The organism is Nostoc sp. DedQUE05 (genome assembly GCF_034530955.1).
In the GTDB taxonomy this organism is placed as follows: Bacteria; Cyanobacteriota; Cyanobacteriia; order Cyanobacteriales; family Nostocaceae; genus Nostoc.
Genome location: NZ_JAVRCB010000093.1, coordinates 1 through 6,372, shown reverse-complemented (window position 1 = coordinate 6,372; position 6,372 = coordinate 1). Strand labels below are relative to the sequence as shown.

The 6,372-nt window shown below is 39.7% G+C and carries 7 protein-coding genes and 1 pseudogene; 7 read left to right on the top strand and 1 reads right to left on the bottom strand.

Annotated elements, in window-relative coordinates; all coding sequences use genetic code 11:
- Window positions 1-195 precede the first annotated feature (195 nt).
- The 7 genes from aroC to RMZ42_RS34540 all read left to right on the top strand — a co-directional run bounded on the left by aroC (window position 196) and on the right by RMZ42_RS34540 (window position 5,969).
- On the top strand, window positions 196-1,284 hold the full coding sequence (aroC, locus tag RMZ42_RS34570) for a chorismate synthase (RefSeq protein WP_322675672.1): 1,089 nt from the start codon (window positions 196-198) through the stop codon (window positions 1,282-1,284).
- Between the two features lie 287 nt (window positions 1,285-1,571).
- On the top strand, window positions 1,572-2,873 hold the full coding sequence (locus RMZ42_RS34565; RefSeq protein WP_322675671.1) for a hypothetical protein: 1,302 nt from the start codon (window positions 1,572-1,574) through the stop codon (window positions 2,871-2,873).
- A complete protein-coding gene (locus RMZ42_RS34560) occupies window positions 2,864-3,271 on the top strand; it encodes a hypothetical protein (protein ID WP_322675670.1) in 408 nt (135 codons plus the stop codon). Before RMZ42_RS34565 ends, RMZ42_RS34560 begins: the two co-directional genes overlap by 10 nt.
- Window positions 3,272-3,383: 112 nt before the next feature.
- A complete protein-coding gene (locus RMZ42_RS34555; RefSeq protein WP_104905670.1) occupies window positions 3,384-3,638 on the top strand; it encodes a SemiSWEET transporter in 255 nt (84 codons plus the stop codon).
- Window positions 3,639-3,659: 21 nt separating this feature from the next.
- Window positions 3,660-5,306 (top strand): radical SAM protein, encoded by a 1,647-nt coding sequence (locus tag RMZ42_RS34550; protein ID WP_322675669.1) that lies wholly within the window; start codon window positions 3,660-3,662, stop codon window positions 5,304-5,306.
- 11 nt (window positions 5,307-5,317) lie between these two features.
- Window positions 5,318-5,506: a CPXCG motif-containing cysteine-rich protein gene (locus tag RMZ42_RS34545; protein WP_322675668.1), complete on the top strand. Its 189-nt coding sequence runs from the start codon at window positions 5,318-5,320 to the stop codon at window positions 5,504-5,506.
- Between the two features lie 19 nt (window positions 5,507-5,525).
- Window positions 5,526-5,969 (top strand): SRPBCC family protein, encoded by a 444-nt coding sequence (locus tag RMZ42_RS34540; protein ID WP_322675667.1) that lies wholly within the window; start codon window positions 5,526-5,528, stop codon window positions 5,967-5,969.
- 28 nt (window positions 5,970-5,997) lie between these two features.
- Here the strand turns inward: RMZ42_RS34540 and RMZ42_RS34535 are convergent.
- Window positions 5,998-6,372, bottom strand: a pseudogene (locus tag RMZ42_RS34535) (hypothetical protein); the annotation flags it as partial.

Genomic DNA, 6,372 nt, shown 5'->3' with positions numbered 1-6,372 from the left:
CGCTCCTGCTATCAACGGTTAATTCTGAAGTTTAGCTAAATAAGAAAGCGCCCTCTCGTAACGGAGGGCGCTTTCTTATTTGTATAGGTAAAAGATAGTTTATACGTCAAACATTCCGAGTGCTAAAGCATATAAATTAACTTTTGCACAAACTCTAGGTAAAATACATAAGCCTCATCCTTTTTCTTTAAGATCATGGGCAACACTTTTGGTCATCTATTTCGTATAACTACTTTTGGTGAATCTCACGGCGGTGGTGTGGGGGTTGTGATTGATGGTTGTCCTCCACAACTAGAAATTTCGGCAGAAGAAATCCAAGTAGAATTAGATAGAAGGCGTCCAGGACAAAGTAAAATTACGACACCTCGCAAAGAAGCCGATACCTGCGAGATTTTATCGGGTGTATTTGAAGGCAAAACACTAGGAACGCCTATAGGGATTTTGGTACGGAACAAAGACACTCGTTCCCAAGACTACGACGAGATGGCCGAGAAGTATCGCCCTTCTCACGCGGATGCAACTTATGATGCAAAATATGGCATTCGCAATTGGCAAGGCGGGGGTAGGTCGTCAGCGCGTGAGACAATTGGTAGAGTAGCAGCTGGTGCGATCGCTAAAAAAATTCTCCGTCAAGTTGCCAATGTCGAAGTTATCGCTTACGTCAAGCGCATCAAAGACTTGGAAGGTATAGTCGATCCAAATACTGTCACCTTAGAACAAGTGGAAAGCAACATCGTGCGCTGTCCCGATGCTGAATGTAGCGATCGCATGATTGAATTAATTGAGCAAGTTGGGAGGCAAGGTGATTCTATCGGCGGTGTCGTAGAATGTGTAGCGCGTAACGTGCCGAAAGGTTTAGGCGAACCAGTATTTGATAAATTGGAAGCTGATATCGCTAAAGGTGTGATGTCTCTCCCTGCTAGCAAAGGTTTTGAAATTGGTTCCGGTTTTGGCGGAACGCTGTTAACCGGAATTGAGCATAACGACGAATATTATATTGATGAAAATGGTGAAATTCGCACTGTAACTAACCGTTCTGGTGGTATTCAGGGGGGAATTTCCAATGGAGAAAATATCATTTTACGAGTTGCATTTAAGCCGACGGCGACAATTAGAAAAGAGCAAAAAACAGTAACTCGTGAAGGTGAAGAAACCCTATTAGCGGCAAAAGGACGACACGATCCTTGTGTATTACCGCGTGCAGTTCCAATGGTGGAGGCGATGGTGGCGCTGGTGTTGTGCGACCATTTGTTGCGGCATCATGGACAGTGTAAGGTGTTGTAGGGATTGTACTTGGACTTTCAGAAAATATTTATGCTTCGAGGGTGGGTGTCTGACTCGCCCTTTTTTATCTGTATTGCTATAGTAGCGGATAACACATTTAAGTACGTGCGATCGCATCTACTATCAATATGGATAAAGAGTCTCCAAATCGCTTAGAACACTTTGCTGCTTTAAAGTCCAAATACCAAGCGACTCAATATGAAGATTCATTACCTGCTAGTTTGCTGTATCTCATACTACGAAAACTTGACTTAGGAATTGAACTCCTTGACTTAGAATCTACTTGGTTGGGAGAGTCTCAGCTTGAGGAGACTTTAGAAGCTATCAAGCAAGAGCAGAAACATAAAGTACAAGAATTGAGAAATCTAGAATTTGAATTCTCTAAATTAAAGTCTAAGTACAAAGCCACAAATTATAACGTTTCTTGGCAATCTACTCATCTGTATTTTATACTTTTGAAACTTGAATCAGGAACTTTACTCACTGATTTAGAAGTTCAATGGCTGAGAAGAACTGGTTTATATGAAACAAATCAAATTGCTCAAGAAGTAAAGCGATTTACTCAACTTAAATCTCAATACAAAGCTAGTCAATATCAAGACTCATATCCTGATAGTTTTCTGTATCAAATACTAAAAAAGTTAGAGGTTACAGAACGTTTAAGTGATTCTGAATATAATTGGCTGCTCAATAATCAACTCTTGGAAACAGCAGAAATTTTTCAGCAACAGGAATCAGAAAAAGAAGCTCAATTTGCTAAGTTAAAAGATAAATATCAAGCGAATCTACACTCTGATTTATTATTATCAAGTCCATTATATCCAATACTACAAAATATTGATGCCAAAAATGATTTGAGTGATTCCGAGATTAACTGGTTGGAACAGCAAAAACTTAGCGAAACAATTGCCATTGCTCAAGAGTTGGAACAAACACGAGAATTTGCCGCCTTGAAACTGAAGTATAAAGCAACTGAGTATCAGGATTCATCGCCCAAGAGTCACCTGTATAAAATTCTTAAAAGACTTGAGTTTTCGAATCAGTTAGGTGAACAGGATATTAACTTTCTCAAAAAACGCAAGCTGACTGATATTATAGAAATTGCAAATGAAAAATATGTATCCATCCTAAAATCTAAAATAGATTCAGAAGAACTACTTAATGAATCAGAAATTGAGTGGTTGAAAAATAATAGACATGAAGATATCATTATCTTTGCCAAACAAAAGCACTTCGCAGCTTTGAAATCAAAATATGATGTTTTACGCTATCAAGATAAACCACACACCAGTCTTTTATACACAATTTTGCAAAAGCTGGAGTTAAAAGAGCGACTTGAAGCAACAGATGTTGCTTGGCTTCAAGAGACTAAAGTTGAAGTGCCTCTAGCAACATATAGTTATGATAGGTGGCAACAAGAACCTCAGCATCAAGGGACTAAATTATTCTCTGGTAAGATTTGGATTGCTTACCACACAATTGAAGCAAATTTTTATGAACAGGAGTTTCAGCGCACTGATAACAAATGGAACTTAGCAAATGCCAGCAGTCATTGGCGCAAAGCAGATGAACCAGAACATTGCAACTGACGAATAATTTACAACTCGACAAAATTAAAGAAAATAAACTCAAATCAGCTTTGCTAACTACCAGAGGTGGAGCTTTTCGAGATTTTGGAAAATTAGATGAAGCAGAAAATTGCGCCCGTCAAGCTATTAAGCATCTACAAAAAAGCCATCACCCTTATACTTTGATGGGAGCCATTTGTTTTGAACGACATCAATATTCAGATGGTGAATATTGGTTTCAAGAAGCAATCAAACGTGGTGCTAATCCTAGAGATATGGATTCTGAAATCAAGCGAGTAGTGAAAAATGCTAATGATGAAAATAAGCGTCAGCAAGTGATAAACTACCTACTAAACAAAGATTCACAACGGTATGCTTGGGCGAAGTCTTATATCAAAAAACCAAAGAATAAAATCTGAATGAAAAAATAAAATCACATCAGAAAACTAAAAGAGAAACTAGGTAAAATTTAATGTAATGCAAGTGTTTCTCTAGCGTTACACTAAAAATGAATTGCTCTGGTTGCATCGCATGGATTTTATAACAATTTTAGGATTAGCTGCCGCCACAATAACCACAATCTCTTTTTTGCCACAAATGTTTAAAACTTGGCAAACAAAATCAGCAAAAGATGTTTCTTTAGTTACCCTAATTACATTTATAAGTGGTGTTTTTTTGTGGCTAATCTATGGAATTTATTTACAATCCTTGCCAATTATTCTTGCTAATGCCATAACATTGATTTTTAACTTAATTATTCTATGGCTTAAAATTAAATATAGATAAACTTGCCCCTAACAAACACCTGTGACATCATCTGTATTCGACTCTGAACGCCTTCTATTTACACCTACCACCCCAGACACCCACGCTATCCCCATAATCTTCGCCTTTCCCAACGAGTACAGCGTAGGTATCACTAGCCTCGGCTATCAGGTAGTGTGGGCAACTTTTGCAATGCGTGATGATGTGCAGGTGAGTCGCCTGTTTACCGATACTCACGAACAACTCCCCAGAATGCCGGAAATTGTGGGATTTTCTATTTCGTGGGAACTGGATTATGTGAATATTCTAAATTTGCTGGAATCTTTAGAAATTCCTATTCGGGCAACCTCTCGTGATCATTCTCATCCGATAATTTTTGGTGGTGGCCCCGTTCTCACTGCTAACCCCGAACCTTTTGCAGATTTTTTTGATGTAATTTTGCTGGGGGATGGCGAAACCCTGTTAGGAAATTTTATTGAGGCTTACAAAGAAGTCAGAAATGCCTCCAGACAAACTCAACTAAAAAGACTTGCACAAATACCAGGAATTTATGTACCCAGTTTGTATGAGGTGGAATATCACACAAGAGATGGTGAAGTAAAGTCTATTAAACCAATTTCTCCTGAAATTCCCGCAGTCGTGCAAAAGCAAACTTACCGAGGAAATACTCTATCGGCTTCTACTGTAGTCACCGAAAAAGCGGCATGGGAAAATATTTATATGGTGGAAGTGGTGAGAAGCTGTCCAGAAATGTGCCGCTTTTGTTTGGCGAGTTATCTCACACTGCCTTTTAGAACAGCCAGTCTGGAAGATTCATTAATTCCAGCGATCGCCAAAGGTTTAGAAGTCACAAATCGGCTAGGATTATTAGGGGCTTCAGTCACTCAACATCCAGAATTTGAGGCTTTGCTAAATTATATCAGTCAGCCAAAGTACGATGATGTCCGTCTCAGTATTGCCTCAGTGCGAACCAATACTGTAACAGTCCAGTTAGCAGAAACTTTGACTAAACGAGACACGCGATCGCTTACCATTGCAGTAGAAAGTGGTTCCGAAAAAATTCGGCAAATCGTCAACAAAAAGCTGCATAACGATGAAATTATCCAAGCGGCGATAAATGCCAAAGCTGGCGGATTAAAAAGCTTGAAACTCTACGGAATGGCAGGAATTCCTGGTGAAGAAGCAGAAGATTTAGAGCAAACCGTGGCGATGATGCGTAATATCAAAAAAGCTGCGCCAGGATTGCGGTTAACATACGGATGCAGCACCTTTGTACCCAAAGCACATACGCCATTTCAATGGTTTGGAGTGAATCGTCAAGCCGAAAAGCGGTTGCAATTTTTACAAAAACAGCTAAAACCGCAGGGAATAGAATTTCGCCCAGAAAGCTATAATTGGTCGATTATACAGGCTTTATTGTCGAGAGGCGATCGCAGACTCTCCCAACTCCTAGAACTTACTCGTGACTTTGGCGATTCCTTGGGTAGTTACAAACGTGCTTTCAAGAAACTCAAAGGACAAATCCCCGACTTAGATTTCTACGTCCATACCGAGTGGTCAACAGAACAAGTATTACCCTGGAGCCACTTGCAAGGGCCTCTGCCACAGTCTACACTACTAAAGCATTTGGCTGATGCTAAAAGTTATATCAATCCATCTCCAAAAGAATTACAGCCATTGAATTCATAGCTGAAAACTTGATGCAAAACACAGCTGAGTATTACTGCGCTTATTGCGGCGAATCAAACTTAACTTTTATTGATTTGAGTGCTGGAGGACAGCAATCTTATGTAGAAGATTGTCAAGTTTGCTGTAACCCAAATATTTTGTATGTGCGGGTTGATGAAGATACCCTAGATATCGAGATTGATACCGAATCCGAAAGTTGAATTTTAGGTTTTTCTTTCCATGCTGCACTTTAAACATTCTTCAATCATTAATGCCTCACCAGAAGTAGTTTGGAAATTTCACGAAAGACCAGATATTTTGCAACTGTTGAATCCACCTTGGCAGCCGGTTCAAGTGGTTCGTCGTGAAGGAGGGCTGAACGTGGGTGCTATCACTGAATTTCGCTTGTTTCTCGGCCCATTACCCTTAACTTGGTTAGCGCGTCATACTGAATGTGAAAAATATCGTCTGTTTGCTGACGAACAGATATCTGGGCCTTTTGAATCTTGGATACATCGACATGAATTTGAACTGGAAAATGGTAAAACTAGGCTGACTGATGCTATTTCTTTTTCTATGCCTGGTGGAGGAACAGTTGAATTTGTCAGTGGTTGGTTAGTGCAAGTGCAACTAGAAGCTATGTTTCGCTATCGCCACTATGTAACAAAACGAGAATGCGAGTAACAATAGCAGAATGTGCTGGCAGCAAAAATTAATTATCCTGATTTTTCAACCCTTGCCGCGAAACCCACTTTATCAAACCAGGAAACAAGCGATATAAAGCTTGCGAGAAATTCGCCGAACCAACCATCACTTCCGATTTATTATTCTTGACTGCATCCCAGATAGCATTTGCCACATCTTCAGGCTTCTCCACTACCGGATTTTTCAGCACAACCTCAAGCTGTCCACGACGAGTTTGAGCATCTTGCTTATCCTTGCCCCGAAAAACTGCCCGTTCCATTAAAGTACTCTTAATCAAATTCGGATAAATCCCACAAACATGAATCCCCTTTGGCTGTAGTTCTGCTTGTATCCCTCTTCTGTCACTTTCCGACATAAGCAAGTAGTAAATAACTGAAATTAT